This window comes from Geomonas edaphica (assembly GCF_004917075.1).
Lineage (GTDB): Bacteria > Desulfobacterota > Desulfuromonadia > Geobacterales > Geobacteraceae > Geomonas > Geomonas edaphica.
The window spans coordinates 460,976-487,144 of sequence record NZ_SSYB01000002.1 but is presented as its reverse complement, the minus strand read 5'-3'; the positions used below and the strand labels follow the sequence as shown (position 1 = coordinate 487,144).

Genomic DNA, 26,169 nt, shown 5'->3' with positions numbered 1-26,169 from the left:
CGTCCCCCTAGTCGTTGAGGTACGGGTTAAAGCGCCGCTCCTGCCCGATGGTGCTGGAGGGTCCGTGTCCGGGCCAGACGATGGTATCGTCCGGGAGCGCCATCAGCTTGGTGCGGATCGAGGTGATGAGCTGGTCGTGGTTTCCTCCCGGGAGGTCGGTGCGCCCAACCGAGTCGGCGAAAAGGGTGTCCCCGGTGATCACCAGCTTTTCGTTCGCGAGGTAGAGGCAGCAGCCCCCCTGGGTGTGTCCGGGGGTGTGCAACACCTCGATGACGCGCGCTCCGAGCTGAAGTTGCATCCCGTCGGTAAGGAAAAGGTCCGGCTCCGGCGAGTCCTCCACGGTGAGCCCGTATTTCATGGCGGAGCGTGACGCGTGCACCAGGAAGTTGAGGTCCTCCTTGTGCGCCAGAAGCGGCGCTCCGGTCTTCTCCTTAAGCCTGCGGTTGCACCCCATGTGGTCGAAGTGACCATGGGTGTTGACGATGTACTTCACGTTGATGCCGAACTGAGCGACCGTGGCAAGGACGATGTCGCAGTCCGCGCCCGGATCCACCACCATCCCTTCCTTGCTCTGCTTGTCCCCGAGGATGAAGCAGTTCACCCCGAGCGGTCCGACGACTATGGTTTCAAATAGCATGGCTATTCCTCCCGTCACTTCTTCAGAATGGCGAACGGGTTGTTGCTGAAGTTTTTCCGCTCGCGCTGGTCCTGCCGTTGTTCCTGACGTTGTTCCTGACGTTGTTCCTGACGTTGTTCCTGACGCTGCTGCGGAGCCGCCTCAGGCCGGTGGGCCGGGCTCGGCGGCGCCGGCGCGATGACCGTCTCCGCTACAAGCTCGGACGGCTCAAGATCCGTTCCCCCTTCACCCTCCGCAACGACCGGTTTTTCCTTGAAGAAGTAGCGGTCGTAGAGGCGGTGATAAGCGGTCCAGCGGGACGGGTTGTCCGGCTCTTTTCTTATGTGGGTCCGGATACCGTTGATCTTCGAGTCGAGGTCGTCCAGGTAGTTGAGGATGGTCGCTTCCAGGGTCTTAGGACGCTTGGGCGAGCCGTACTCGTACTGACCGTGGTGCGACAGGATCATGTGTTTAAGGAGCATGGCGAGCTCGTCCGGAAAGTTGGGGAGCTTCGCGATCCGCTCATGCAGCATCTCGACACCGATGGTGATGTGGCCGAGCAGCTTACCCTCATCGGAGTAGTCGAAGCAGCGTAGATAGGTCATCTCGCGCACCTTGCCGATGTCGTGCAGGAGCGCGCCGGCAACGAGAAGGTCGCGGTTCAACCCCTGGTAGAGCGGCACCATGGCGTCCGCGAGCCGCGCCACGGCAAGCGAGTGCTCCAGGAGCCCCCCGAGGTAGACGTGGTGCATTCCCTTCGCCGCCGGTGCGGTGCGGTACTGCGCCATGAGCTCCGGATCCTCGAAGAAGGAGCGGAGCAGCCGGGCGAGGTCCTGGTCGGCCATGCCGGCGATCAGGGCGTGCAGCTCGGCCTCCATGCCCTTGATGTCGTTGTCGGTCTCGGGAAGAAAATCGGCGAGCACCACGCTTTCCTCGGGTACCCGCTTCAGCTCGGAGACGATGAGCTGCATCTTGCCCAAGTAGACGCTCGCCTTCCCCTTCACGGCGAGGAAGTCGTTTCTGTCGAACAAAGAGCCGACCTGGTCCGCGTTGTCCCAGATCTTGGCATCCACCTCCCCCGTCTTGTCCATCAGCTTCAGGGTGAGGTACGGCTTGCCGTTCTTGGCCATGGCGACGATCTTTTCCTTGACCAGGAAGACCGCATCTACGATGTCGCGGTCCTTTATTTCGGCAACGGTTTTTTTCAAGTAAGGCTCCTTGTAATCAAAATCATGCTGATACGGTGCGCCATCTCTAGCGTCCGGCGGTGATCCTTGCCGCGATGGCGTCGGCCACCCGGATGCCGTCGAGAGCGGCACTCATGATGCCGCCGGCGTAGCCTGCCCCCTCCCCGGTCGGGTAGAGGCCGTTATGGCTAGTCGACTGCAGATCTTCCCCCCTCACGATGCGCAGCGGGGCTGAGGTACGCGTCTCCACGCCGGTAAGAGTCGCCTCGGCCGAGATAAAGCCGCGCATCTTACGGTCGAAGTACTCGATCCCCTCCCTTAGCGTCGCCGCAACCGGCGCAGGGAGCAGCGAGACGAGGTCGTACTCGGTCACGCCGGGGCGGTAGCTCGCTTGAACCCGCCCGTTTCCCTTGCCGAGAAAGCCCATGAGGCTTTGCGCTGGGGCGCGATATTCTCCACCGCCGGCGTGGAAGGCGCGCCGCTCCAGCTCGCGCTGGAACTCGACCCCGGCAAGAGGGGATGCACCGGCGAAATCCGCGGGCCCGACGGTCACCACGAGGGCGCTGTTGGCAAAGGGGCCGTTTCTGAGGTAGCCGCTCATGCCGTTCACCACCACACCGCCCGCCTCCGAGGAGGAGGCCACCACCACCCCGCCCGGGCACATGCAGAAGGAGTAGGCGGAACGGCCGGTCCGCTCATTGTTGTAGGCCTGGAAGTACTCCGCCGCGGGGAGCGAGGGGTGCGCGTTCCGGCCGTACTGAATCTCGTTGATGAGGGGCTGCGGGTGCTCCACCCTGAGCCCCACCGCGAACGGCTTCTGCTCCAGGTTGACCCCAATGGCGTGCAACAGGGCGTAGGTGTCGCGTGCGCTGTGCCCGGGTGCCAAAACGAGCGTGTCGCACGGCTCCTCGCCGGTCTCGTTCACCATGACACTCGCCACCCGGCCGGCGGCCATCCCGATCCCGGTCAGCCTCTGCTCGAAGCCGACGGAAAAGCCCGAGGCGATGAGCCGCTCGCGGATGCCGCGCACCACCGCGCGCAGCCGGTCGGTGCCGATGTGCGGCTTCGACGCGTAAAGGATCTCGGGCGGTGCGCCGAAGTCGACCAGGCGCTGCAGCACCCAGCCGCAGTTCGCGTCCTTCACCCTGGTGGTGAGTTTGCCGTCCGAGAAGGTGCCGGCGCCCCCTTCCCCGAACTGCACGTTGCTCTCTGCGCACAGCTCACCCAGGCGCCAGAAACGGGAAACGTCCTTCGCGCGCCGGTCCACGTCGCGCCCGCGCTCAAGGATCCTGGCGGTGAGGCCGTACTCGGCGAGTCTCAGCGCGGCGAAGAGCCCAGCCGGCCCCATGCCGACGATGACGATGCGCTCGGAACTTAAGAGACGCGGGAAGCGGGGTGCGGCAGGCGGCTCCACCCGCGTCACGTCCCCCTTGGGGTTCACCCGCGACTCATCGGCGAGCGATACCCGGACCGTGTAGACCAGCTTGATGGCCCCCTTCTTCCGGGCGTCCACACCCTTTTTCACCAGGGTGAGCTCCGTGATCTCGGATTCGCGCACGCCCAGGCCGGCGGCGGCCAGAGGACGCAGCGCACTCTCCTCGACGCCCGGGCTCAGGGTGAGGTTACGTAACAAAAATGGCATGGGGTTTCCGTCAGGCGGCGCCGGCGCCGCGCCGTTTTCTTTCCAGGAGCTGCTCGACGATGATGACGATGTCCAGAGGAGAGGTTGATTTCGGGATGTGCACCTTCGCCCCCATCTCGGGGATCGGGTGTTCGTGTGGGGCGCCCTGGAACATCGAGGTCAAAAGGATGAAGATCGGCTCCGGCGACCGCGCCAGGCGCCCCATCTCCAGGGAGGCGCTCACCCCTCCCATGCGGGGCATGATCAGGTCGAGAATGACGACGTCGAAAACGCCGGCGGCGTAGGTCTCGACGCCGCTAAGGCCGTCCCCAGCGGTCACTACGGCGAAGCCCGCACCCGTGAAGGCGTCGGACATCACCTTCAGGAAGAACTTGTCGTCGTCTACCAGGAGGATGCGGCCCCTGCTCTCTGCTGTCATTTCGACCTCAAGGCGTGATGGAATGCGACATCATACAAAAATGCGGTCGAAAAGAAAAGCGGAAAGCACCCTTTTATCTCGGCGCGTTAAGCGGCAGGCGCACCGCGAAGGTGGTGCCGGCGGGGTCGCTCTTTTCCACCTCGATCTTGCCCTTGTAGGTCTTGACGATGCGCAGCACAACCGAGAGCCCCAGACCGGTGCCGCGGCTGTTCGTGGTGAAGAAGGGATCGAAGATGTTGGGAAGGTTCTCGGGGGGGATGCCGGGACCGGTGTCGGCGACACGCACCGTGAGGAAACCCTGTTCCTCCTCCAGCGATACGGTGAGGGTCCCCTCCTCCTGCATGACGTGGATCGAGTTCAAAAAGAGGTTGGTGAAGATCTGCTCGATCTCCATCGGGTCGGCCTTGATGGCGGGGGGGAGGCTTCTGAAGTCGCGCACCACCTTGATCCTTTTTTGGCGCAGTTGCGGGGTGAAGGCATCGAGTGTGTGCTCGAGAACCCGGTCCACTCGGACCTCGCTGATCTCGAACTTCGGGCGCTTCGCGGCGTCGAGGAGCTTGCCGAGGATGTTGTCGATCCGGTCCACTTCCTTGAGGATCTTGTCGACGTACTCCTCGCGCTCCGGCTCGTCCAGCCCGCTCTTGATCAACTGGACGAAGAGCGCGATCGAGTTGAGCGGGTTTCTGATTTCGTGAGCCATTCCGGCGGAGAGGTAGCCAAGCGAGGCGAGTTTCTCGGACTGCACCACCTCGGCCTGGGCCCTGGAAAGCGCCTCGCTCTTTTCTTGCACGCGCGCCTCGAGTTCCCGGTTCCAGTCGGCGATCTCAGCCAAAAGCCGCTCCCGCTCGCTCAAGAGGGCGCGGTTTTGCAGCTCGATACCGCGCAGCTTCAGGACGCTCTCGATCCGCTCGACGAGGTCCTGGTTGTTGAAGGGCTTGAGGATGTAGTCCGACGCCCCCGCCTTCATCAGCTCGACGGCGATTTCCTCGCTCCCCTTGCCGGTGAACATGATGACGTAGGTGTCGCTGTAGAGCCGCTTGATTTCCCTCAGGGCGGTGAGACCGTCCATGTTGGGCATCATGTAGTCCAAAAGGACCAGCTCCGGACGCTCCCGCTCAATGGTCTCCAACCCCTCCTGCGCGCTGAGGGCGGTGTAGACCTGGTAGCCGCGGTTTCTCAGGATGATGCCGGTGAGATCGAGAATGACCTTCTCGTCGTCGACGATCAGAACGCGGCCGCGCGGCTCTTTTTCCACATCGCTCATTTCAGGTCCTGCTCCTTCCGTATAGGATCAAAAACATCAAAAAAAAGGGGCAGCGAACGCTGCCCCGCATGGATGTATGCCGCTTTTATCAGGGAAGCCTCACCGTGACCACCGGGCAGTGCGCCTTGCGCACCACGCGCTCAGCGGTCGACCCGAAGAGCAGGTGGTCAATACCGCTTCTTCCCTGGGTGCCCAGAACGATGCAGGAAGAGCCGTCGGTTTCGGCCCTTTTCATGATCTCTTCCCAAGGTACCCCGGTCACGATGGCAGTCTCGTAATTGGCGAAGCCGGCGATGTTTTGGGTGATAAAGGTGCTCATCATCTTCTGCGCACCCTCCTCGATCTCCTTCTCGAGGTTCTCAAAGGAGACGTGGGGTACGTAGAAGCCGCGCAGGTCGACCGGCTCGTTTATCACGTGCATGATGGTCAGGCGGCTTTTGAACTGCTTGGCAAGGGTCAGCGCGTAGGTAAAGGCGTGGCCGGAGCTTTCGGAAAAATCGGTGGCGAAAAGTATCTTGTCGAAGTTTGGCATCTGGACCCTCCCCGGTTTTCGGCGATCAGAGTCAGTGGCTCGTTTCCTTGAAGATCTTCTTGAGGATCGACTTCAGTTCATCGATCTTCACCGGCTTGTTGATGTACTCGAAGGCCCCAAGGTTCATCGCCTCGATATAGGATTCCACACCGCCGTAAGCGGTGATCATGATTACGTTGCTGGACGGATAGCTCCTGTTCAGCTCCTTCAGGAAGGTAATGCCGTTCATTTCAGGCATATTGATATCGGTGACGATCAGGTTCACTTCCTGCTCGCGCAAGTAGTTGAGCGCCTCGAACCCGTTCGCCACACTGTCTACCAGGAAGCCTTCCTTGGCAAGTAGTCGGGAGAGGCCGATGCGAGCGTTCTCCTCGTCGTCTACCACCAGTATTCTCTTCGGCTGCTTTGGCAAGATCGGCTCCATATTCTTATTAAAATCTGCAGGATTGATTCTAACACTAGGGAACCCGCTGTCAAGGGTGGGTGAGCCCTCTTCAAAAGATTCCGTAACCGGGCGTAGTGAAAGGTATTACGCGGCGAAGACGAAGCGGGGGCATCCCTGCGCAATCGAACTCGCAGCTGCCCCCTTCCCATTAACGTCCGTCACAGTCACTTCTTACCGTCAAACAACCGAAACCAGCCATACCTTAGAGACGGGGATCGTTTCCGGTCTCACTGCCCTGCTTCGCGACCGGTCAACTCCACGTGTGCAGGTTTTCCAGGCTCGCCCAGTGCCTTGAGGGGGCGGCCGTTCAACTCACCCTCGACCGCGCCACCGTCACCGAGGTCGAGAACGAAGGAACGCTCCCCTTTCCACTCGATGATGTCGCCGGCCTTCAGGTCGTAACGCTGCGAGATGCTGTCGTCGATGGTGATGCTGAGCCAGCTGTCCTGGGTGAAGCGCAGCTTCAGCACGACGCCTCCCTTTTTGCCGGGCGGCGTCGCTGTGCTCTCCCCATCCGCAGGGGGCGTGGGAAGCACACCGCGGCTTGAGCTGAGCGGCTTTTGAACGGCGCCGGCAAGAGGTGCAGGCGCGGGAGCTGCGGCCGGCGCAGGGGGGGCTGCCGGAGGGGGGGCTACAGGACGCTCATCCTCGGAGATGAAAACAGCCACGACAACCACAGCTACCAGCAAAAGCGCAGGCACCGCCCACCGTCCGGGACCGGCCACCCTAACCCGCTCGAGGCTTCCGATGCCGGGGCGCTTTGTTTCGGCCTCGGTCGTCTTGGTTGCGGCAGGAGGCTGTGGGCCGGGAGGGGGAAGGAGCCCCTTCTCGTACCGTGCCACGATATCGTCACCGGAAAGGGAGAGATAACCGGCATAAAGCCGCAGAAAACCTTTGATATACGCCGCATTGGGGAGCTTTTCGAACTGTCCCGCCTCGATGGCGACCAGGTAGTTCTTTCCGATCTTGGTGACGCGGGCGGCGTCCTCCAACTGAAGCCCATTCGCCTCGCGGGCCTTGCGCAGGTACTCCCCTACCGGGAGTTCCGCGTCGTTTTCCAACTCTGGCTCAGCCACTTTACCTCACCTTTAGCAGGTCCAGGTACTCCCTGGAGAGCTGCCCGATCTCGGAATCCGGGGCCAGGCGCACGACATCCTGGAACGCGTTTCTGGCCGCGTCGGCGTTTTTGAGCTTCATCTGCGCAAGCCCCATGTGGTAATGGGCGCTCGCGTAGGTCGGCGCAAGCCTAAGCGCCTTCTGGTATTCCTCCACGGCAAGCTCGGTCTTGTCCATGGCGAAGTAGACGCGTCCGAGGTTCAGCCTGGTACGGGGATCGCTGCCGTTTTTGCCGACCAGGCCGCGCAGCACCTCGAGGGCATGGGGGTAATCCCCCTTCCCGAGGTAGGCGAGCCCCAGGTTGATGGCGGCGTTGTCCTGTCCCTGGTAGAAGATGTCGTCCTGCACAACCTTGAACTGGTTGATGGCGTCATCCCAGCGCTTCATCTCAAGGTAGTTGACACCCAGGTTGTTGCGCGCATCGGAAAAGTTCTTCCTGAGGGAGACCGCCTTCAGAAACTTCTCCTCGGCGAGGTCATAGTGTCCCTTGCGAAAATAGGCGAGCCCCAAAAGGTTCAGGAGTTCCGGGTCTTTTGGGGTGAGCTTCTCGGCGGCGGTCAGCTCCTTCAGGGCGCCGGTGAAGTTGCTCTCGGCATAGAAGGACTGCCCCATCTGGAAGTGGTAGACGGCCAGGTTCTTGTCGGCCTGACTCAGGGCGCACCCTGAGGCGAGCAGGACGGTGACGGCAAGCATGAAGGGCGTGGGACGGATCATATACCTCACAGGAAACCCGCGAAATTGCACCAGGAAAAATTAACAGATGTGATGGTCATTGTCAATGAGGAGCCGGTAACCGGCGGCGCGCCAGATGCGGCGCTACAGTTCCCCGCCCCCCTGGAAATGGGTCATGTTCTTGAAGCTGCGGTAGCGCGCCTCGATCTCTGGGTAGCTGAGGGTCTTCAGACGTTCGAGGCTGAAGTCCTCGACGTTGAAGGAGGCCATCACCGACCCGAAGATGATCGCCTGACGGATCCCCTCATCGGAGAGGTTGCCGGTGTTGGCGAGATACCCCATGAAACCGCCGGCGAAGGTGTCTCCTGCGCCGGTAGGATCAAAGACCTGCTCGAGCGGGAAGGCCGGGGCGGCAAACACCGAGTGCCCGTTGAACATGAGCACACCGTACTCGCCGCGCTTCACGATGAGGTTCTTGACGCCGAGGCCGATGATGGCGCGTGCAGCCTTCACAAGGTTCGCCTCGCCGGAGAGCTGGCGCGCCTCCCCCTCGTTGATGATCAGGAAGTCGACGCGGCTGATCACCTTTTTGAGCGCATCAGGCTTCGACGAGATCCAGAAGTTCATGGTGTCGCAGGCGACCACGCGCGGGCTCTTCACCTGGTTCAGCACCTCCATCTGCAGCTCGGGGTCGATGTTGGCGAGGATCAGGTACTGCGCGTCCGCATATGAGGCCGGGATCACTGGCTTGAAGCTCTCGAAGACGTTCAGGTGGGTTTCCAGGGTCTGCGCCTCGTTCAGGTCGTAGCCGTAGCGCCCTTTCCAGTGGAAGGTCTCGCCAGGAACCCGGGATAGGCCGGTAAGATCGATGTTGCGCGAGGAGAGAAAGCGGGTGTGCTCCTCGGGGAAGTCCTCCCCGACCACGGCGACGAGGTTTACGTCAGTGAAGAAGCTCGCGGAAGTGGCGAAATAGGTGGCCGAGCCCCCAAGGACGCGGTCTCTTACGCCGAATGGGGTCTCTACGGAATCAAGCGCGACGGAGCCGACAACAAGTATGCTCATGAAAGCCTCCGGTATGGTACGGGATGGGTGTGCGACTGCGGATAAGAAGAAGCCGCCGGGAAGCCCCGGCGGCACGTGTTCGTTTTACAGGTATTTCCCGAGGATGAGCTCGAGGTTTTCGCGGGTCTCGACGGGGATGACCGAGGTATCGCTGATCACCGCGTACTTGAGCGCCTCGCCGCAGGCACAGCCGCGGCCGGCGGCAACCTGCGCCACTGCCTGGCGGATGATCTTTTTCGCGGTGGCCACGTTGTTCTTGATGATCTCGATGATCGCCTCCACGGAGACGTCGTCGTGGGACTCGTGCCAGCAGTCGTAATCGGTGGAGAGAGCGATGACGCCGTAGCAGATCTCGGCCTCGCGGGCGAGCTTCGCCTCGGTCAGGTTCGTCATGCCGATTATGGAGGCGCCGAAGGAGCGGTACAGGTGCGACTCGGCGCGGGTGGAGAAGGCCGGTCCCTCCATGCAGACGTAGCATCCCCCCTTGTGCACGGTGGCCCCCACCTCCCCGGCCGCCCGGTACAGGATATCGGAGAGTTCGCCGCAGACGGGGTCCGCGAACTGGACGTGGCCGACCACGCCGTTGCCGAAGAAGGTGTCCTTCCGGAAACCGCGGGTGCGGTCGATGAACTGGTCCGGAACGACGATGTGCCCGGGGACGATCTCCTCCTTCAGGCTCCCTACCGCCGAGACGGAGATGATGCGGGTGACGCCGAGCTTCTTCATGCCGTAGACGTTGGCGCGGTAGTTTACCTCGGAGGGGGTGAAGCGGTGCCCCTTGCCATGGCGCGGCAGGAAGACCATCTGCACGCCGTCAAGGGTACCGGTGACGTACTCGTCGCTGGGCCTGCCGAAGGGGGTATCCACGATAACCTGGCTCACCCCGGTCATCCCTTCCATCTCGTACAGTCCGCTGCCGCCGATCACACCGATTACTTCGTTAGCCATAGCTTCCTCCCAGCGTCATTGAATTAATAATATACGGAGCGCCCCTTTCAGGCGCCGCTAGTCTGCCTCGTCCTTTCGGTCCAACTTCCCCTTCAACTGCCCGCAGGCGGCGGAGATGTCCCCACCGCGGCTGGAGCGGGTGATCACGGTAACGTTCTTGTCCAATAGGTACTTGTGAAACCGGTCGATGCTCTCCTGGGTCGGCGTCTTAAAGCCGCACCCCTCGTGCTCGTTGAACGGGATCAGGTTCACCTTGGAGGGGATGTTGCTGATAAGGCGCACGAGCCTTTTCGCGTCCTCCAGCGTGTCGTTCAGGTCCCGGATCATGACGTACTCCATGGTGATCCAGCGCCTGGAAGGAAGCGGGAACGCCTTGCAGGCGGCCAGGAGCTCTTTCAGAGGGTAGCGCCGGTTGATGGGCATGATCTGGTCCCGCACCTCGTCCGTGGTGGCGTTCAGGGAGACCGCGAGGTTCACCGTGCAGCCGCGTCCAAGCTCCGCCATCTCCGGGACGAGCCCCGAGGTGGAGACGGTCACCTTGCGCGTGGAGAGCTGAAAGCCGTCCGGGTCGGTGAGGATCTTCACCGCAGGGATGACGCCAGCCAGGTTGTGCAAAGGCTCTCCCATCCCCATGAAGACGATGTTGTTCACCGGGTGCTCTCGTTTCACCGCGCAGACCTGGTTCACGATCTCGGCCGTAGTCAGGTTCCGCTCCAGGCCGAAGGTGCCGGTCAGGCAGAAGGCGCACTGCATGGCGCAGCCGACCTGGCTGGAGATGCACAGGGTGTTTCTCCCCTCGTCAGGGATGAGCACGCTTTCCACAGCGGAGCCGTCTTTCAGGCGGAAGAGGTACTTCCTCGTGCCGTCCGCGGAAGCCTCGACCGCCTCGGGGATGAGGTTGCTAATCTCGGCACGCTCCTGCAGGACGGCCCGGAACTCCTTGGAGACGTTGGTCATCTCGTCGAAGCTCATGGCATCCATCTGGTAGAGCCACTTGAAGATCTGTTTCGCGCGGAAGCGTTCCTTGCCGAGCCCTGAGATGTACGCCTCGAGGTCCTGCAGGGTCAAATTCTTTATATCGGTCTTTTCCATGTCTTTTGATACTAAAAAAGCCCTTCTCGCGAAGGGCTCTTGGTCTGTCTTGAACCAGCTTCGGATTAAACCAGTTCCAGCTGGTTGAAGAAATACGGGATTTCGAAGGAAGCGGACTCGGGGGAATCGGAGCCGTGCACGGTGTTCTCTTCGATGCTGACGCCCAGGGACTTGCGGATGGTACCTTCCGCGGCGTTGGCCGGGTTGGTTGCCCCCATGAGGGTACGCCAGTCGGCGATGGCGTTTTCCTTCTCCAGCACCAGGGTGATCACCGGGCCGCGGGACATGAACGCGCAGAGGTCGCCGAAGAACGGACGCTCTTTGTGGACGTAGTAGAACCCTTCGACCTGGCTCTTGGAGAGCAGGATCTTCTTCATGCCGACGACCTTGAAGCCAGCTTCCTCGATCATAGCGATGACCTTGCCGGTCACGTTTCTCTCGACTGCGTCAGGCTTTATGATGGCAAATGTTCTTTCCATTGTTTCCTCCGAGATTAATTTATAGTAGACGACCCATCTAATTAGCATTCCGGCTCCGCCGTTGTCAAGGCAAATGGCCGGATAGAGGCACAAAAAAAGCCCACAGAGCGATCTGTGGGCTTTGCGAAACAGGGCGACCCTGTTTCAGCTTACTTCTTCTCAGCCGGGGCAGCCGGAGCAGCCGGAGCAGCCGGAGCAGCTTCCGGAGCTTTAGCGGAGGACATCGGAGCCTGAGCCGGAGCAGCCGGAGCAGCCTGCTCAGCGGCCGGAGCCGGAGCCTCTTCTTTCTTCTTGCAGCCAGCAGCGAAGGACAGGGCCAGAGCCAGGCAAAGTGCGAAGGAGATCAGTTTTTTCATTGACGATATCACCTCTTTTCTTTTGGATTTACCATTACTGCGCAAAGCGCATGGTTTTTTTCGTACGACAACAAAGGCCGAATATACTAGCATTCCTGTAAAAGTCAACACTTTTTAAAAGTGGCGAATATAAAAAAATATTAGCAGCGGCTTTGTAAACTTTTTGATCGACCCGCCTAAACATATCAACTCCACAATATTGCAATAAACATGGACAGAAGTACCCAACGGCAGGTGACTCCTCCCCCAAAAGCGAGGTCGTGGAGCAACGCTAGGGTGAACGGAAAGCGTCCAACATGACGCCAAGGGAAGAGCGCTGCTAGCTGTCGCCCTCAAACATCCCCCTCCTGGTCGTGATCGTGTTGATAAAGACGAAAAACGCTGCGTGAAGGATCGCATAGTTCTTGTAAACAGAGACTGAATATATTACTTTAGTCCAATCTCTCTCCGCCCCGCGCCGGAGCTACGCCACCAAGGGGGACCCGTGAACGAAACACTCAACTCCTCAGACAAGAAACTTCTTCTTCAACTGGCCCGCGAAGCGGTAACGTCGACAGTCCGGACCGGCAAACTCAAAATGCAAACGGTGGCCGAGGAAAGGCTGCTGGTACCCCAGGGGTGCTTCGTCACCATCAAGAAAAAAGGGACGCTCCGAGGCTGCATTGGCAACTTCACCTCTGACAAGCCCTTATATCAATTAATCCAGGAGATGGCCGCCTCCGCTGCAACCAGGGATCCCCGTTTCTACCCGATGAAGGAGGACGACCTGGCTGAATTCGAGGTGGAGATATCGGTGCTCTCGCCACTCAACAAGATAGAGTCCCCAGAAGAGGTGGAGGTCGGCAAGCACGGCCTGTATTTGGAGAAGAACTTTTCGCGCGGGGTGCTGCTGCCCCAGGTAGCAGTGGAGCACAAATGGGATCGCGAGACCTTCCTGACGCAGACGGCGCTTAAGGCCGGCCTAAAGAGAGACGACTGGAAAGAGGGAGCCGATCTTTACGTCTTTAGCGCCCAGGTATTCGCAGAACAGTAATGGACGATTCGGGGCCGCCCCACCGGCGGTCCCGTATTTTCCCAGTCTTCCCCCGCCTAGCATCAGCCCCAGCCTATCCTGGCTTTAGCTCTAGCTTTAACCCTGGCTTTAGCCTTAGCCTAGCCGACCATACCCCTGTCCACGCCTGGCCCATCACTCCCAGCCGCCGTCTAAAAAAAAGTTTTTCAGGGAATTCCGGGGAAGCACGTATCAGTTAGCCTCGAAGCGATGAGCGGGGCATCATGTCCCCCCCTTTGCGAAGGGGGGGCAGGGGGATTTGCCTTAGTCGGACCATACAAACGCCTGCCAACACACCGATCACGCACGCTGCACAAAAAATTGGCTGATATCGGAGAACCCTTCTTCTCATCCAGGAGGAAAGCAAGACCTGGAATCCCGCCCTGTCAACTAGAGCTGAGGGACAAAAGCAAATCCCCCCCGTCCCCCCTTCGCAAATGGGGGGGGGAGCTTTAACGCCACCGTTCTCAGTGAGAAACGGACCGCTTCTTCCCCGGAATTCCCGGATGAACCTTCGCAAAGGGGGGAGCTTTAAGGCCACCGTTCTCAGCGATAGAGGACACGGGCTGCCCTAAAACGCTTCTTCCCTGAAATTCCCGGATGAACCTAAAAAAAAAGGGGGCGCAAACGCGCCCCCTTCCGATCAGCATTGCCGTAAAGCGGCGAATTACATCTTCCTGCCGCCCTCTGCAGCCCACTTCTCGAGCATGTCGGTGGTAACGGACTTCGGACGCTCGATCGCGTAACCAAGACCGCGGTCCCAGGTGATGTTCGCCATGCAGCCAAGCGCACGACCTACACCGAACAGAACGGTGTAGAAGTCCCACTCCTTGAGGCCGTAGTACCACTGGATGACGCCGGACTGCGCATCGACGTTCGGCCAGGGGTTCTTGGTTTTGCCGTGCTCGGTGAGGACGCCCGGGGCGGTCTCGAAGATCATGGCGACCAGCTTGAACAGCGCGTCGTCCTTGAGGCCCGGAGTCTTGAGGCAGAACTCACGCTGCGCGGTGTAGCGCGGGTCGGTCTTCCTGAGAACGGCGTGGCCGTAGCCCGGAACGACCTGACCTGCGTTGAGGGTATCCCAGAGAGCCTTGGTGACGTTCTCTTTGGTCGGCTCGGCGCCGTTGAGTTTCTTCTGGAACTCCATGATCCAGCCGAGCACTTCCTGGTTGGCAAGACCGTGCAGCGGGCCGGCAAGGCCGTTGAGGCCAGCGGCGTACGCGTAGTACGGGTCGGAGAGAGCGGAATGCACCAGGTGGGTGGTGTGAGCCGAGACGTTGCCGGACTCGTGGTCGGAGTGAAGGATGAAGTACATCCTTGCCACATCCTTGTACTGCTCGCTCTGGCCGATCATGTGGGCGAAGTTAGCGCCCAGGTCAAGTTTCGGATCGATGGCGATCTGCTTGTCGCCGCGATACTTGAGGTTGTAAATGAAGGCGGCGAGAACCGGGATACGGGCGACGATGTCGCTGGCATCCTCATATACGTACTCCCAAGCGTCCATCTTGTTGAACTTGCCGCCGCTGTAGAAGGCAGCGAACTTGGACTCTTTCTGCATCGCCATGATGCCGACGGAGAGCATGACCATCGGGTGGCTGTCCTTAGGCAGCGAGCGCACGACGGTGTACACGTACTCGGGCACCACCTGACGGGTCTTGAACTCGGCCTCAACGGCGGCAACCTGCTCCAGGGTCGGAACCTCGCCAGTCAGCAGGAAGTACCAGAAGGACTCGACGGTCGGGTACTCGGAACCTGCAGCCTTCGGCAGTGCCTCGAAGGTCTCGGGGATGGTCTTGCCGCGGAAGCGGATCCCTTCCTGCGGATCGAGGTAGGAGATGTCGGTGACGAGCGACCTGATGTCGCGGGCGCCGCCGATGCACTGGCCGATGTCCACCTTGTCGATAACGACGGAGCCGAACTCTTTGGTCAGCTTGGTGATACGGGGGCGGTGTGCCTGGATCTTCTCAAACAACTTCTCTTTTAATTGCGTCATGTGCCAGATCTCCTTTTCTGTTGGGGTTGAGGTACATACCGATCAAGTAAACTGATCAAATTGCCCGCTGACACCGTGCCTTTTGACACTGACCTTCGGCCGGTTGCGTGAGGTAGGTATACTGTATACAAAGATTTTTCAAATGTATACCATTGAGCCGACTCAATTTCAATACAAAAAAATCCCGTTTTACTATTTTGCATACATTTTAATCCAACCTAAAGCAGTACCAGTTCCTGCTCTGAAAAGGTGAGACGTTTAAGCCCCTGTTCTGACAGATAAAAGGAATTTTCTATGCCAACGGCTCCCTCACCGGGAAACACCAGTTTTGGCTCAAAGGCGAAGGCCATCCCCACCTCCAAGGTTTCCTCATCGAACCCTCTGGCGATGAACGGATATTCGTCGATCTCAATGCCGAGACCGTGCCCGATGAAGGATATCTGGCCGCCGGGTGTGCCCATGAAGGCGTCGGCATATCCCATGGCACAGGCACGCTCGAGACAGGCGCGATAGATGCCGCCCCAACTGGCCCCCTCGACGGCCATCTCCATCATCAGTTCCTCGATGCGGAGCATATCCTCGTAACCGCGCCGCATCCGGTCCGAAACGGAACCGATGGCAAAGATCCTGGTCTGATCCACCAGGTAGCCGTCGAAACAACTTGCGAAATCAACCACCACCGGTTCGTCGCGTCGAATCCTGTTGTAGCTCGCGCCGTGGCCAAAGGCCGGGGTAAGCCCCATGCCGCCGAGGGCGGTGTTGGTGCACGCAGGAGCGGCGGCATCGGCACCGGATAGAACCTGTACACCGGAGATCTCCCCGTTGAAGGCCCGCATCCTTACATACCCCTGGTGCCCCTCGACGCGCATGACGTGTTCGAGTTCGGCGGCAAGATCCACCTCACTCATCCCCTCGCGGATCACCTCACTGGCGCGACGGTAGGCCTTGTCGGCCTGGCCGGCCGCGTCCTGCAGGATGTGGATCTCGTAGTGGGTCTTGCACATGCGCACGCGCCTGATGAGAGGCGTGGCGTCCACGGGCTTTGCGTCGGGGAAAAGGGAAAGGTATCTGTGGTAGAGGTTGACCGGCAGGACGTCGAGTTCAAGACCCAGACGCTGCGGCGCTAAAGCGCCATGCTCGGTGATCAGGGAGGGGAGCCGGTCCAGAGAGGGAAGCGGCACCACGTGTTCCAGGGCGCTCTCCATGCGTGCACGCATGAAGTCCCGGCGCACAAGGTAGATCGGTTTTCCTGAGACGGGAAGGTAGAGGACACCGGTCTGCACGGTACCGGTGAAGTAGAAAAGGTCTGCGTTTTGCACCATGAGGACCGCGTCCATGCCCGCGGCCGCCATCTCGACTTGCAGCTTCCTGTAACGGTATTCCAGTTCGTTCTTCGGCGTAAGCCGCATATCCCCTCCTCTCTCCTCATGATGTTCATGAGGAGGAGAAGGAAAGATAACTCACAATCTGCACCGCGTCAACCTTTGCAGGCCAGTAAGATCAAGGGGTTATTAGCGAATCTGCAGTGAAGATCAGACATTTTCCTCAAGCTGCAGTTCGCGAATCGCCATCTCGCGCAGCTTGAATTTCTGGATCTTACCGCTTGCCGTCATGGGATAGGAGTCGACGAAGCGGACATATTTCGGGATTTTGTAGTTGGCGATCCTGCCGCGACAAAATTCCTTCACCTCGTCCTCGGTCATCTCGCACCCCTGCTTTAGCACCACTGCCGCCATGACCTGCTCGCCGTACTTTCGGTCCGGCACGCCATAGACCTGGATGTCAGAGATATTCGGATGGGTGTAAAGGAACTCCTCGATCTCTCTCGGGTAGATGTTTTCGCCGCCGCGGATGATCATGTTCTTGATTCGCCCGGTGATCTTGCAGTAGCCGTTTTCGTCCATGACCGCGAGGTCCCCGGTGTGGAGCCAGCCGTCCGTGTCGATCGCCTTCGCGGTCTCATCGGGCATCTTGTAATACCCCTTCATAACCAGGTACCCCCTGGTGCAGAGCTCGCCCTGCTTGCCCGGCGGGAGTTCCGCGCCGGTTTCGATGTCGACGATCTTCAGCTCCACGTTCGGAAGCACCCTGCCGACGGTGGAGACTTTAAGCTCGATCGGGTCATCGGTGCGGGTCTGGGTGATGACCGGCGAGGATTCGGTCTGCCCGTAGGCAATGGTGATTTCGCTTGCGTGCATGTCGCGGATGACGCGGCGCATCACCTCGATCGGGCAGTTAGAGCCAGCCATGATGCCGGTCCTAAGCGAAGTGAGATCGAACTCCTGGAAACGTGGATGTTCGAGTTCGGCGATGAACATAGTCGGAACGCCGTGCACCGCAGTGCAGCGCTCCTTTTCGATAGCCTGCAGCACTTTCAGGGGGTCGAAGATCTCCACCGGGACCATGGTGGTGCCGTGGGTGACGCAGGCCATGACCCCTAAAACGCAGCCGAAGCAGTGGAAGAAGGGAACTGGGATGCAGAGGCGATCATGTTCGGTGAAGCGCATGCACTCACCGATGTTGAAGCCGTTGTTGACCACGTTGTGGTGGGTCAGCATGACCCCCTTCGGGAAACCGGTGGTGCCCGAGGTGTACTGCATGTTGATCACCTCGTTCACGTGCAGCGTTGCCTCCACGGCCGCAAGTTCGGCGTCTGACACATCGCGCCCCAGCTCGACGATCTTCTCGAAGTTGATCATCCCGTTAGGGGCTCCCTCCCCAATGAAGACGACGTGCTGCAGACAGGGAAGTGTCGCGTTTGAAAGCTCACCGGGCTTGCTCGTCGCAAGCTCCGGAACCACGCTCGACAGCGTTTCGACGTAGTTGGTATCCTTGAACCCCTGCACCATGAACAAAACGCGCGAGTCGGACTGCCGAAGGAGGTACTCGAGTTCGGCGGACTTATAGCTTGTATTGACGGTAACGAGCACCGCCCCGATCTTCGCGGTGGCGAACTGCAGGGTCACCCACTCTGGAACGTTGTAGGCCCAGATCGCCAGGTGATCGCCCTTTTTCACCCCTAAGCGCAAGAGCCCCTTCGCCACTTGGCGGCAGCGCTCATTGAACTCGCGCCAGGTGTAGCGCAGACCGCGCTCGACGTAGATCAGCGCCTCGTTGTCGGGATATTTGCCCGCTATGTCGTCCAGCAAAGCTCCGACTGTCAGATTGATCTCTTGCGTCATGGGCACCCCCTGTGTTTCACGGTATCAAACGGTTGTTAAACCGAGAAAAGTCATTATAAAAAAAAGGTTTGTCCAATTAACATAGGCACCTGCGGCATGTCAAGATTTATGGCTCGTCGGCCTGCCGCTTCTTTGAGCAGGGAGAGGACCGGGTCCGAAACAGGCGCTCCTCCGGCGCAAAAAAAGCTTGACACGATTTTCCGGCGCCACTCCGCTACCTTAGGCTAAACCACTGAAATCATTAGTACTATGTTTGAAACGTCGTTAGCAGCAACCTGATTATTTTTTAGGCAAAACGCAGAGACCGGCAATTTAAAAAGCATTTCTCCCTCCTTCAACGTCTTTTCCACAGCGCTTTCCACAAAAGGTGTGGAGCGGGCCGGAAAACCTCATTTTTACGCGATGAAACGGGTAGTTAAACAGGAGGAGAGGAATCGGGGCTTCTTCACCAGGCGGCGGTTATGCCGTAAACAGCAAAGACGCAGAGGTCCTGCAGACCGGCTCCGTCCTCCGGTCAGACCATCGCACAGACTAAACACCTATTCGAACAGGGATGAAAGGGATACAGGGGATAAAGACATAAACCTTTCTCACGCAAAGACGCAAAGACAAGCTCAAACAAGAGATTTTGGTTTAACCCAAAAGTCTTTTTGTCTCTGGTTTATCCCTTTCATCCCCTTCATCCCTGTTAAATGTTTTTCAGTTTTTCTTTGCGCCTTTGCGTCTTGAGTGAGCGCAGCGAACGGGCGTGACACGCTTAAAGGTTTTGGTTCACGACGTTTTGAGGGGAACCTTCGAGGAAGGCGGCTATATTTTGCGCCGTTGTCGCCATGAGTCTTTGGCGGGCGGCCAGGGTGGCCCAGGCGATGTGCGGGGTGATGATGCAGTTTCTTGCGGTGAGAAGCGGGCTGTCGGCGGGGATCGGCTCTGAGGCGGCAACGTCCACGGCGGCTCCGGCGATGACGCCACGGTTTAAGGCATCGGCCAAGTCTCGCTCGTTTACAAGCCCTCCCCTCGAGGTGTTGATAAGAAGCGCATGGCGCGGCATGCGCGAGAGCAGTCCTGCGTTCACCATACCCGCGTTATCCTCGGTAAGCGGACAGTGCAGGCTTACCACGTCGGAACGCTCAAAAAGCTCGTGAAGCTCCACCCAGGTGACCGGAAATCCGCCGGGCGCGGTACGGTGACGCGGGTTGTACGCGACGACCTGCATGCCCAGGGCATGGGCGACAGCCGCGACGCGCGCGCCGATGCGTCCGAGCCCCACGATCCCGATCGTCCTTCCACAGAGTTCGGTGAGCGGTTCCCCGACGAGGGTGAAGTCCGCCGAGCGGGTCCAATCACCCCCGTGCACGGCCTCGTTGTAACGAGCCACTCGGTTGGTGAGTTCCAAAATCAGGGCGATGGCGTGCTGTGCCACCGAGTCGCTGCCGTACTCCGGCACGTTCACTACCGGGATGCCAAGCCGCGCCGCAGCCGCGAGATCAACCACGTTGTAGCCGGTAGCCAGGACACATATGAGCTTAAGCTCGGGGAGTTCGGTCAGGGTGGCAGCCTTGAGCGGCGTCTTGTTGGTCAGGACGATCTGCGCGCCGCTGGAGCGCTCCACAACAAGATGCTCCGGGGTGCGGTCGTGCACGGTAAGCTCGCCGAAAGCAGCGACCTCGTCCCACGGGTTGTCACCGGGGTTCAAAGTATGTCCGTCCAGCACCACGATCTTCATGACCACCTCACTCAAAACCGATTCAAACAGGGATGAAGGGGATAAAGGGGATAAAGGCATAAAACCTTTGTCACGCAAAGACGCAAAGACGCAAAGACAAGCACAACAAAAGATTCTGGTTTAACCCAAAGTCTTTTGTCTTTGGTTATCCCTTTCATCCCATTCATCCCTGTTAAATGGCTTTCGGGTTTTACTTTGCGACTTTGCGTCTTTGCGTGACAGAGATTTTGTCGTCTTTGTTTTGCCTTGCGTCTTTGGGTGAGCCGGGTTTTGTTAAAGGTTTTTTTCAACCACGACGCCGCCGGAGACCACGAACTTAACCGCGTCCTCCACCGTCATGCCGCAGTCTTGAACCTCGTCCTCATGGAAAAAGAGCGCGAATCCGGAGGTCGGATTCGGCATGGTCGGCACGTACACTACAACCAACCTCTCGCCGTCATGCTCGACCTCAGCGGTCACGAAGCCGACGGCACGCACCCCCTTGCGTGGCCACTCAACGAACACGGCCCGACGATAGGAGGTCTTGCCGTCCTTGAAAACCTGGGTGAGCTGCTTGCTCGAGCCGTAGATCGACTTCACCAGGGGGATACGCGAAAAGAGGTCGTCCCACCACCTGAGGATCCTGGTCCCCATCACGTTGGTGGCGAGAAGCCCGGAAAGGTAGATGACGATCAATCCGGTCAACATGCCAAGGCCGGGAATGTAGGTGTGGTTGTTGATCAGGGCAGTGAGCAGCGAATCAAGATATGACCCGAGGATACCGTCTGCGAAGTTGAACAGGAACTTCAGAATAAAAATGGTGATGCCAAGGGGAACGACCACGAACAGACCCGTGATGAAGCGCCCCTTGAAATGTTTGATGAGTTTTTCCATTGCGCCTCCTATCTTCCGTTTGCGTTATGCTACAAAAGCGGCCGAAATGTCAACGGGTTTGGGAAGTGAACTGCTGCCCGCGGAAGAACGTCAACCATCTGCAGCAGTATGACAGTTTCGCGGGTGATACACAGTTGACAACGCCCCGCGCAAAAATTACAGTAACAGTCGCCGTTTCATCCCGAAAACTAGCAAAGGCCCACCTGGATGCTGAAAAAAGGTTTCGTCATATCGGCCGTCGCCGCCCTCCTCGCTTCCCTCTTCTTCCTGGCACCGCTTCTCGATAAGGAAGAGCGTGCCCGCCGCAGCGAGGCGGAATACCTCGCCATGTTCAGGGAAGTGGTGGACATCGTCAAAGAGAGCTACGTCGACAAGGTCGACGACAAAAAGCTCATGACCGGCGCCATCAACGGCATGCTCGCCGCGCTCGACCCGCACAGCGTGTACCTTCCCGCTTCGGACTTCTCCGAGATGAAGGTGCACATGGCCGGTGCCTTCGGCGGTGTGGGGATCGAGCTGGACATGCGTAACGGCAAGCTCATGGTCAACGCGCCCATCGAGGACACCCCGGCCTTCAAGGCAGGCATCCTGTCCGGCGATCACATCGCCCTCATCGACGGAAAGCCAACCAAGGATCTCCCCATCAACGAGTGCGTTAGCCGGATGCGCGGCACCCCGGGTACCACTGTCGCCCTGACCATAGAGAGAGAGGGGGCCGCAGCGCCGCTCACCTTCCGCCTCACCCGCGCCATCATCAAGACCAAGAGCCTGAAGGCGCGTCTCATCGCGCCCGGTTACGGCTACGTCCGCATCGCGGAGTTCCAGGAAAGGACCGGCGAGGACTTCGAGAGAGCCCTGAAAACCTTGGCCGCGGACAACGGAGGACCGCTCTCCGGTCTCGTGCTCGACCTGCGCTACAACCCAGGCGGGCTCGTTGACCAGGCCTACCGTGTAGCCGACCGCTTCATCGGCGAGGGGCTCGGCAACGGCGACATCGTCAGCACCAGAGGGCGCGAGCCCGGAATGACCAACACGCTCACCGCCACGATAGGGAATAAGGAGCCGAACTACCCGATGGTGGTGCTCATAAACGGTGGCAGCGCGAGCGCCTCCGAGATTGTCGCCGGCGCGCTGCAGGATCACAAGCGCGCCGTGATCATGGGAACGCAGAGCTTCGGCAAGGGGAGCGTGCAGTCGGTGATGACCCTCAACAACGGCGATGGGCTGAAGCTCACCACCGCACGTTACTACACCCCGAACGGACGCTCCATACAGGCCAAGGGGATCACCCCAGACATCATCATTGAGTTCGCCACGAAACCGGCGCTCAAAAAGGAGAAGGAGGCCGATGTCCGCGAGCGGGACCTGGACGGGCACATGGAGGAGGTTCCCGAGGCAGGGCACCCGACCCCGGCGCCGCCGAAAAAAGCCGCGCCGCCGCAACTTACTAACCGCGGCAACGGGAAGAGTCAGGAGCTTAGCAATGAAGAGCTTCTGCAAAAGGACAATCAGCTCGCTCGCGCCATCGACCTGCTGAAAGATGTCAACGTCCTGCAAAAGAGTGCCGGCCGTTGATGGTATCCGGCAGCAGCAAGACGCCCGGCCACCACAACCTGCTGGTCATCCTCGGAGCCACCGCCTCGGGAAAGACGCGGCTAGGCGTGCAGTTGGCCGACAGGTTCGACGGTGAGATCATTTCAGCCGATTCGCGTCAGGTCTATCGCGGCATGGACATAGGCACCGGCAAGGACCTGCACGAGTATGAAGGCATTCCATACCACCTGATTGACGTAGCCCCCCCCGGCTCCGAGTTCAACCTGTTCCAGTTCCAGCGTCACTTCCTCGCTTGCTTTGCCGAAATCTCAGAGCGCGGCAAACTGCCGATCCTCGTGGGAGGTAGCGGCATGTACCTCGACTGCGTGCTGCGCGGCTACCGCCTGGCCGAGGTTCCGGAAAACCTGGAGCTTAGGGAAGAGCTTTTGCCGCTTTCCATGGAAGAGCTTGCTGAGAGGCTGGCCCGCGCCACCCCCGCCCTGCACAACACCACCGATCTTACTGAGCGCAGTCGCCTCGTGCGTGCCATAGAGATTGCCGAACATAATGGCGAGGCAAGTGAGCCGTGGCCAGACATCGTGCCGTTCACCATCGGTATCCGTTGGGATCGAGCCATGATAAGGGAGCGGATCACCCGCAGGCTAAAGGAGCGCATGGAAGCAGGTATGATCGATGAGGTGCGTCGTCTACACGAGGCAGGGACGAGCTGGGAGCGGCTCGAGTTTTACGGCCTGGAGTACCGCTACCTCGCCCGGCACCTTAAGGGAGAGCTCTCCCGCAACGACATGTTCCAGAAATTGAACGCCGCTATCCACGATTTTGCCAAGAAGCAGGAGAACTGGTTCAAGAAGATGCAAAGCCGCGGCACGGAGATCAACTGGATCGAAGGCGCCGGGGACCCACTAAACGAGGCACTCGAACTGCTGCAAAACCGATTCAAACAAAACCGATTCGAACAGGGATGAAGAGGATAAAAGCATAAACCTTGATCACGCAAAGACGCAAAGGCGCAAAGACAAGCAGATCAAAAAAGTATTTTGGTTTACCCCCAAAGTCTTTCTTATCTTTGGTTTATCCCTTTCATCCGCTTTATCCCTGTTGAATTGTCTTTCAAGTTTTCCTTTGCGTCTTAGCGTCTTTGCGTGACACCAGATCTTGTTTTAGATGTTATCCCTTTCATCCCCTTCATCCCTGTTAAATAAGCCTTTCTTTTGGTTTTACTTTGCGACTTTGCGTCTTTGCGTGAACCGATTATGCTTCTGTTTTGCTTTTTGCTTCGGGTTTCATGTTAATTATTGACGTATTCGGTGTGGTATGTTACGACAAAAAGACATGAAACCAGGGAGGGAACCGATGTTTGCAAGGTTGAAATCAGACATAAAGGCAGTCTTTGACAGGGATCCGGCGGCAAGAAGCGTGCTCGAGGTGATCTTCTGTTACCCGGGACTGCACGCTCTCTGGTTCCACCGGGTTTCGCACTGGTTCTGGATCCACGACTGCTACTTCCTCGGACGCCTCACCTCCCACTTCGGGCGGTTTTTCACCGGTATCGAGATCCACCCCGGAGCGAAGATCGGCAAAGGCTTCTTCATCGACCACGGCATGGGCGTGGTGATCGGCGAGACCGCCGAGATAGGTGACAACGTAACCCTCTACCACGGTGTCACCTTGGGCGGTGTCAGTTGGGAAAAGGTGAAGCGTCACCCTACCCTTATGGACAACGTCGTCATCGGCTCCGGTGCGAAAATCCTCGGCCCCTTCACCGTGGGAAAAGACAGCAAGGTCGGCTCCAACTCCGTCGTCGTGAAGGAAGTCCCCCCCAACTCCACCGTCGTCGGCATACCCGGGCGCGTGGTAATGGCCACAGAAAAGCCGCAGGACCGTCTCGACCTTGAGCACGGCAAGATGCCGGACCCAGAAGCGAAGGCGATTTCCTGCTTGTTCGACCAGATCCGCGAACTGGAAAGGAAGTACAACGCCCTCGCTGCCGAGCACGAGGCCCTCAAAAAGAAGCTCAACTAAAAACGATTCGAACAGGGATAAAGGGGATGAACGGGATAAAGACGTAAAACCTTTTTCTCACGCAAAGACGCAAAGGCGCAAAGAAAGAAGGAAATAAAAGAGACTTCGGTTTAACCCCGAAGTCTCTTTGTCTTTGGTTTATCCCCTTCATCCCCTTCATCCCTGTTAAATAAGCCTTTCTTTTGGTTTTACTTTGCGACTTTGCGTCTTTGCGTGACAGGAGCTTTTAGGTTTATCCCATCCCCCCCGGCATCCCTGTATTAGTTCTTTTTTTCTTTTCGTCTCAGCTCCTTTGCGTTACAAATGTTTTTCGGCCTTATCCCTTTCATCCCCTTTATCCCTGTTAAATATGTTTTTTGAGGTTGCATGAACAAGAAGATAGCCATCACCACCCTCGGCTGCAAGATCAACCAGTTCGAGTCTGCCGCCATGACCCAGGCCCTCGAGCAGCAAGGGTACAGCTTCGTTCCCTTCACCGAAAAGGCCGATATCTACGTCATCAACAGCTGCACCGTCACCGCCAAAACCGACGCCGAGTCGCGCCGTCTGATCAGACGCGCCTCCCGCATGAACCCGGAGGCACGCGTCGTGGTTACCGGCTGCTACGCCCAGATGGCCGGCGACGATCTTCTGAAACTCCCCGGCGTAAACCTTATCCTCGGCAACACCGAGAAGAAAGACATCGTCGGCTTCATCGAGGGGCTGAAGGACGAGCCGCAGGCAGTGGTGAGCGACATATCGAAGGAGAGGTCGAAAGAGAGAACGCCGCTTGAGAGCTTCGCCGAGCACACCCGAGCCTTTCTGCAGGTGCAAAACGGCTGCGACGCCCGTTGCGCATACTGCATCGTCCCCTATGCGCGCGGCGCCTCGCGCAGCGTCGCCCCAGCGGAAGCACTCGAGGGTATGGCCGCGTTTGCAGCGAACGGATTCCGTGAGATCGTGCTGACCGGGATCCATCTCGGCGCCTACGGCCTCGACCTCGACCCGCCGACCGACCTTTTGGGCCTTATGAAGCTTGCCGAAGAGCAGGGAGTGGTGCAGAGGCTGCGGGTAGGCTCGGTGGAGCCGACCGAGGTCCCCGCCGAGATGATCGAGTTCATGTCCACTTCGAAAATCGTCTGCCCGCACCTGCACCTGCCGCTGCAAAGCGGCTCCGACGGCGTGCTGGCCCGGATGGACCGCGGCTATGATACGAAGCTTTTCCGCGGTGTCGTCGACGCGCTGGTTGCGGCCATCCCCGACGTTTGCGTCGGGTCCGACGTCATCGCCGGCTTCCCCGGCGAGACGGACCAGGAGTTTGCCGAGACCTTCGCGTTCATCGAGTCACTCCCCCTCGCCTACCTCCATGTCTTCCCATTCTCGCAGCGTCCCGGGACCCCCGCTGCCACCATGGCCGCCCAGGTGCAGCCGAAGGTGATCAAGGAGCGCGCCGAGAAACTCAGGCTCCTCTCTGAGCGGAAGAAGGCAGAGTATGCCGCCAAGTTCGTGGGACGTGAACTACAGGTACTGGTGCAAAAAGACGATGGTGGGCGCAAGGGACTTGCCAGGAACTACCTGACCGTGCAGATCGACGGAAGCGAGGAGATGGTGAACCGTGAGGTGAACGTAGTGATCACCGGGACCAAAGGCGGGGAACTGATAGGCAGGATAAAAGCGTAAACCTATTCAAACAGGGATGAAGGGGATAAAGGGGATAAAGACATAAAACCTGTCTCACGCAAAGCCGCAAAGGCGCAAAGACAAGCAGAAACAAAGAAAAGATTTTGGTTACCCCCAAAATTCTTTTGCTTTTAAAGGTTTTATCCCTTCCATCTCCTTCATCCCTGTTAAATGAGCCTTTGTCTTTGTTTTCTTTGCGACTTTGCGTCTTTGCGTGACAGAGAATTTTGCCTTGGTTTTATCCCTTTTATCCCCTTCATCCCTGTTAAATAAGTCTTTGTCT

Annotated in this window: 24 protein-coding genes; 5 read left to right on the top strand and 19 right to left on the bottom strand. The window is 58.9% G+C overall.

Annotation, left to right across the window (positions count from 1 at the left end; genetic code table 11):
- Nucleotides 1–7 precede the first annotated feature (7 nt).
- The 14 genes from E8K79_RS08345 to E8K79_RS08280 form a co-directional block, all read right to left on the bottom strand.
- Nucleotides 8–637, bottom strand: coding sequence for an MBL fold metallo-hydrolase (locus tag E8K79_RS08345; protein WP_135871686.1), 630 nt, complete (start codon nt 635–637; stop codon nt 8–10).
- Between the two features lie 14 nt (nt 638–651).
- Nucleotides 652–1,824: a 3'-5' exoribonuclease YhaM family protein gene (locus tag E8K79_RS08340; protein WP_136514335.1), complete on the bottom strand. Its 1,173-nt coding sequence runs from the start codon at nt 1,822–1,824 to the stop codon at nt 652–654.
- A 46-nt stretch (nt 1,825–1,870) separates the two neighbouring features.
- Nucleotides 1,871–3,445: an NAD(P)/FAD-dependent oxidoreductase gene (locus E8K79_RS08335; protein WP_136514334.1), complete on the bottom strand. Its 1,575-nt coding sequence runs from the start codon at nt 3,443–3,445 to the stop codon at nt 1,871–1,873.
- A 10-nt stretch (nt 3,446–3,455) separates the two neighbouring features.
- Complete coding sequence (locus E8K79_RS08330) at nt 3,456–3,863, bottom strand: response regulator (RefSeq protein WP_136514333.1); 408 nt, start codon at nt 3,861–3,863, stop codon at nt 3,456–3,458.
- 73 nt (nt 3,864–3,936) lie between these two features.
- Entirely contained in the window at nt 3,937–5,127 is a 1,191-nt protein-coding gene (locus tag E8K79_RS08325) for a hybrid sensor histidine kinase/response regulator (RefSeq protein WP_136514332.1), read from the bottom strand.
- Between the two features lie 88 nt (nt 5,128–5,215).
- The gene (locus tag E8K79_RS08320; RefSeq protein ID WP_136514331.1) at nt 5,216–5,659 is read right to left on the bottom strand and encodes a universal stress protein; all 444 of its coding nucleotides are present in this window, start codon (nt 5,657–5,659) and stop codon (nt 5,216–5,218) included.
- Nucleotides 5,660–5,690: 31 nt separating this feature from the next.
- Nucleotides 5,691–6,071: a response regulator gene (locus E8K79_RS08315; protein WP_012530095.1), complete on the bottom strand. Its 381-nt coding sequence runs from the start codon at nt 6,069–6,071 to the stop codon at nt 5,691–5,693.
- Between the two features lie 260 nt (nt 6,072–6,331).
- Nucleotides 6,332–7,180 (bottom strand): helix-turn-helix domain-containing protein, encoded by an 849-nt coding sequence (locus E8K79_RS08310; protein ID WP_136514330.1) that lies wholly within the window; start codon nt 7,178–7,180, stop codon nt 6,332–6,334.
- A gap of 1 nt (nt 7,181) precedes the next feature.
- On the bottom strand, nt 7,182–7,934 hold the full coding sequence (locus E8K79_RS08305) for a tetratricopeptide repeat protein (RefSeq protein WP_135871700.1): 753 nt from the start codon (nt 7,932–7,934) through the stop codon (nt 7,182–7,184).
- A 102-nt stretch (nt 7,935–8,036) separates the two neighbouring features.
- Nucleotides 8,037–8,954 (bottom strand): PfkB family carbohydrate kinase, encoded by a 918-nt coding sequence (locus E8K79_RS08300; RefSeq protein ID WP_136514329.1) that lies wholly within the window; start codon nt 8,952–8,954, stop codon nt 8,037–8,039.
- An 84-nt stretch (nt 8,955–9,038) separates the two neighbouring features.
- Nucleotides 9,039–9,902 (bottom strand): S-methyl-5'-thioadenosine phosphorylase, encoded by an 864-nt coding sequence (mtnP, locus tag E8K79_RS08295; protein ID WP_135871704.1) that lies wholly within the window; start codon nt 9,900–9,902, stop codon nt 9,039–9,041.
- 57 nt (nt 9,903–9,959) lie between these two features.
- The gene (rlmN, locus tag E8K79_RS08290) at nt 9,960–10,994 is read right to left on the bottom strand and encodes a 23S rRNA (adenine(2503)-C(2))-methyltransferase RlmN (RefSeq protein WP_136514328.1); all 1,035 of its coding nucleotides are present in this window, start codon (nt 10,992–10,994) and stop codon (nt 9,960–9,962) included.
- 65 nt (nt 10,995–11,059) lie between these two features.
- Nucleotides 11,060–11,473: a nucleoside-diphosphate kinase gene (ndk, locus tag E8K79_RS08285; protein WP_135871708.1), complete on the bottom strand. Its 414-nt coding sequence runs from the start codon at nt 11,471–11,473 to the stop codon at nt 11,060–11,062.
- Between the two features lie 149 nt (nt 11,474–11,622).
- Nucleotides 11,623–11,829 carry a hypothetical protein gene (locus E8K79_RS08280; protein ID WP_136514327.1) on the bottom strand — a complete coding sequence of 69 codons (207 nt, stop codon included), beginning with the start codon at nt 11,827–11,829 and terminating at the stop codon, nt 11,623–11,625.
- A 484-nt stretch (nt 11,830–12,313) separates the two neighbouring features.
- Between E8K79_RS08280 and amrA the strand changes: the two genes are divergently transcribed.
- Nucleotides 12,314–12,862 (top strand): AmmeMemoRadiSam system protein A, encoded by a 549-nt coding sequence (gene amrA, locus E8K79_RS08275; RefSeq protein WP_136514326.1) that lies wholly within the window; start codon nt 12,314–12,316, stop codon nt 12,860–12,862.
- Nucleotides 12,863–13,547: 685 nt separating this feature from the next.
- On the opposite strand, the gene E8K79_RS08270 is transcribed toward amrA, so the two are convergent.
- From E8K79_RS08270 to E8K79_RS08250, 5 genes are all read right to left on the bottom strand, one after another.
- Nucleotides 13,548–14,873, bottom strand: coding sequence for a citrate (Si)-synthase (locus E8K79_RS08270; RefSeq protein WP_135871714.1), 1,326 nt, complete (start codon nt 14,871–14,873; stop codon nt 13,548–13,550).
- A 218-nt stretch (nt 14,874–15,091) separates the two neighbouring features.
- The gene (locus E8K79_RS08265; protein WP_136514325.1) at nt 15,092–16,282 is read right to left on the bottom strand and encodes a M24 family metallopeptidase; all 1,191 of its coding nucleotides are present in this window, start codon (nt 16,280–16,282) and stop codon (nt 15,092–15,094) included.
- A gap of 123 nt (nt 16,283–16,405) precedes the next feature.
- Nucleotides 16,406–18,055 (bottom strand): AMP-binding protein, encoded by a 1,650-nt coding sequence (locus E8K79_RS08260; RefSeq protein ID WP_136514324.1) that lies wholly within the window; start codon nt 18,053–18,055, stop codon nt 16,406–16,408.
- A gap of 757 nt (nt 18,056–18,812) precedes the next feature.
- A complete protein-coding gene (locus E8K79_RS08255) occupies nt 18,813–19,778 on the bottom strand; it encodes a D-2-hydroxyacid dehydrogenase (protein ID WP_136514323.1) in 966 nt (321 codons plus the stop codon).
- A gap of 273 nt (nt 19,779–20,051) precedes the next feature.
- Entirely contained in the window at nt 20,052–20,651 is a 600-nt protein-coding gene (locus E8K79_RS08250) for a DUF502 domain-containing protein (protein ID WP_136514322.1), read from the bottom strand.
- A gap of 207 nt (nt 20,652–20,858) precedes the next feature.
- Between E8K79_RS08250 and E8K79_RS08245 the strand changes: the two genes are divergently transcribed.
- From E8K79_RS08245 to mtaB, 4 genes are all read left to right on the top strand, one after another.
- Entirely contained in the window at nt 20,859–22,226 is a 1,368-nt protein-coding gene (locus E8K79_RS08245; protein WP_136514321.1) for a S41 family peptidase, read from the top strand.
- Entirely contained in the window at nt 22,226–23,170 is a 945-nt protein-coding gene (gene miaA, locus E8K79_RS08240; RefSeq protein WP_136514320.1) for a tRNA (adenosine(37)-N6)-dimethylallyltransferase MiaA, read from the top strand. The genes E8K79_RS08245 and miaA overlap by 1 nt, the downstream gene beginning before the upstream one ends.
- Nucleotides 23,171–23,558: 388 nt before the next feature.
- Nucleotides 23,559–24,227: a serine O-acetyltransferase gene (gene cysE, locus E8K79_RS08235; protein WP_135871727.1), complete on the top strand. Its 669-nt coding sequence runs from the start codon at nt 23,559–23,561 to the stop codon at nt 24,225–24,227.
- 366 nt (nt 24,228–24,593) lie between these two features.
- On the top strand, nt 24,594–25,886 hold the full coding sequence (gene mtaB / locus E8K79_RS08230) for a tRNA (N(6)-L-threonylcarbamoyladenosine(37)-C(2))-methylthiotransferase MtaB (protein ID WP_136514319.1): 1,293 nt from the start codon (nt 24,594–24,596) through the stop codon (nt 25,884–25,886).
- The last annotated feature ends 283 nt before the right edge of the window (nt 25,887–26,169 follow it).